This window comes from Blastopirellula marina, from assembly GCF_002967765.1.
Lineage (GTDB): Bacteria > Planctomycetota > Planctomycetia > Pirellulales > Pirellulaceae > Bremerella > Bremerella marina_A.
Genome location: NZ_PUHY01000007.1, coordinates 1 through 2693 on the forward strand (window position 1 = coordinate 1; position 2693 = coordinate 2693).

The 2693-nt window shown below is 48.1% G+C and carries 3 protein-coding genes; all 3 read right to left on the reverse strand.

The genetic code is table 11. The annotated features are described in order from the left end of the window. On the reverse strand, positions 1–120 hold a 120-nt coding region (locus C5Y83_RS30160; RefSeq protein WP_409994586.1), incomplete at its 3' end, for a transposase. A 407-nt stretch (positions 121–527) separates the two neighbouring features. After that, positions 528–752 (reverse strand): transposase, encoded by a 225-nt coding sequence (locus C5Y83_RS29125; protein ID WP_146117737.1) that lies wholly within the window; start codon positions 750–752, stop codon positions 528–530. 1050 nt (positions 753–1802) lie between these two features. Beyond that, positions 1803–2531 (reverse strand): PEP-CTERM sorting domain-containing protein, encoded by a 729-nt coding sequence (locus C5Y83_RS10890; protein ID WP_105329718.1) that lies wholly within the window; start codon positions 2529–2531, stop codon positions 1803–1805. Positions 2532–2693 lie beyond the last annotated feature (162 nt).

The window sequence follows — 2693 nt, forward strand, 5'->3', positions numbered from 1 at the left end:
CTGCTCCGTGACACCGATCGCCTTGCAGGCCTGGGCAATCGTCTTGTCCTGAGAAAGAAGCACCTCCGCTTCGCGGAGATGCTGGATAATCTGCTCCGGCGTGAATCTTCTTCTAGGCATAAGAAATCTCCCTTCAAATGGGCAAGCATTCAGCAAAAACTAATTTACCGAATGGACGCGGGTGAAGGGGGCAGGTCAACCATGTAGGTCGCCAACTTGGACGATCGTCTCGACGCTAGAGTATGAACTTAATATCGGAAAGCAGGGCCGTCCATGTGGGCGGCCCTGCATCTGTTTCTTTAGGTATCAGCTGCTACTGTACAGATCCTACTTGACGAAGAATACGACGGTCTACGCTTAGATCACGGCTAATCTGATAAGCATTAGCAAAATAAATACCACCATTTAAACTTCGCTATTTCGGTGGTTCGTAATGGGGCCTCGGAATTTTTGGTACGTGCTTGCTGATGGTGGTTCATTTGCCATTCAAGAGGAGATGTGTGTTGGAAGTGTTTGCAACCACGTTGTCAATCTGACGCTTTTAACAGAAATCCTGGAAATTGTGGTCCGAGCTCTAAACCTCGTCTTCCGTTATCAAACGCAGGAATGCTTACTTTCAACGCTCGGACAGGCATTTCACAAGCTAATACTGGTTTTGAAACTAACGTGATCTCTTCTAGAATGTTGGCTTCGATGCGATGCTCGGCATCGTCGGCCCATTCACGGCGCACGTACAAAGCTCGGTCGATCAAAGCATGCTCTTTGGAACTGTGGAACTCCAGAAAAAGGCGGATCTGGCAGTACGCCCACCAACTTCTTGCCCTTCTTCAAGAAGCCAGTCTCGTCAATGAACAGCATGTCGCTCGTGTCATCTAGGTGCTCCATCTTTACTGCCTACAGATTTATCCTCGTTCCAATAGGATCGATCGATGAAGTGCTGAAGAGTCATCGGTGTCTGTTCGTCTAGTTCTTCAGCCAATTGTCAGCCGTGTTTCGCCTCGATACGGCTGATTAGGACTTGTAAATACCGTCTGACATGAGCCCGAAGGTCTCGCCGCGAAATCCGATCCGCAATCCAAAGAGAAACGGCTTATTGTTCATCGGCCTATTTCTTTACATCCTGAATCGTTGGCATGCTTGCTTCTCCGGAAACGATCGGAAGAGCGTTTCTTGGACCAGAAAATCAAGGAAGTCCAACCGATGTACTAACTTGAGAGCAGCCCTGTTTCTAGTATGGATGTGATTACTTAAATGAACCACAACCAAGGACTAACCATGACAAATGTACAAAAACACCTTCACGGTGATGAGCCCCGGGATGCCCTTCAAATCACCTGCTAGGACGAGCGGGGCATATAAGGTCATAAGCGTCTCTATTCCGGGCACCGTCTCAATCTACTAAAACGGAACGCTGGCAACGCCGTACGCGACTGATCAACGGCACTACTTTCTGTGTATGACTGTCAGTTCAATTTCCGAGACGTAGGCAAGTTAAAATGATTACGAGTAGCATGAGAAAAAGCGAGGATTGGAACCTGTCGGTGAGGTATGAATGGTTATATTCACAGAAGCTGTACTGCAGACTTGGATTGGAGCAACTAACGCGAAAATGTATTTAACTAAGAATAGTCTCGCCGCTTGTCATTCCCCGGTTCGATATAGAGAACAATTATTGGTGTATGCGCCCGTAATCCAACATGGTAGTGGGCCGATTTGCCGTGAATCCGGAGTTTCCGTTGGTCGCCCCCATTCGATTGCTGGCGCAGGCTTCAATAGAAGACTGATGAACAGTATTCGATGTCTCAAGACTTCTTGATTAGCCGCTGACGACAACGAAGACCGACTAAACTTGCTAGACCTGTCAGGATGAGTAGTGAAGAACCTGGTTCGGGAACGACATCGGGCACGGTGTTCACACCGGTGAGGTTTATTTCGTAAGAAGCGGGAAGAGGAATCCGACCAGGGTCGCCATCATATTCCCAATTACTCAATGGATTATTACCACCTGGCGAAATTGGCCCGAGTACTTTACCAGTTGAACTGAGGTCGAATAGATCTGGGAAGATCCGACCCGTTACGCTCTTCGGATAATCACCAGCAAAAGCAATTCCAATGTAGTAGATGCCCGGGGATCCAGAGACTGAATCGCTCGGAATCGTGGCAAAAAGCTCTGGCGGAGTAGCAAAAACATTGTCACCATTGGACGCCAAGCCGAACCCCTTGCTGTCAAACAGGAAGAGATCGGTATCCAAAGCGGCGCTGTTTTTTGTTGTCGCAGAGAAGATGCTGAAATCTTCGATGTAGATCTTAAAGAGATCGACGTCCTCGTAGCCGAGAGTAGCACTCGATTCGATAGTACCGATAATCGAAGTAATCTCGTCCATGCCCGAGATTGCTTGAGCGGTGCCTAGCGATTCTCCAGCATCACCTAGTTCGCTCCATAGGATTTCTGCTCGAGAGATGCCTGTCATCCCGAAGAGCAAAATTGGAAAGACGATGAATAGATTGTTTCGGTTTCTGGACAATGTCATGAGGTCTCTCCGGGAAGAGTGCCACCAACTGATTGGTCTTGATGCAACCCTAAAGCTAATATCACATGTTGATCCGCGTAAATCCACTCATCAACGCAAACGGGAATTCGCAGGAAGCTAGTTTGTCGTAGTCTCGTATGCCAACGCCTAGCGTTATGAAGA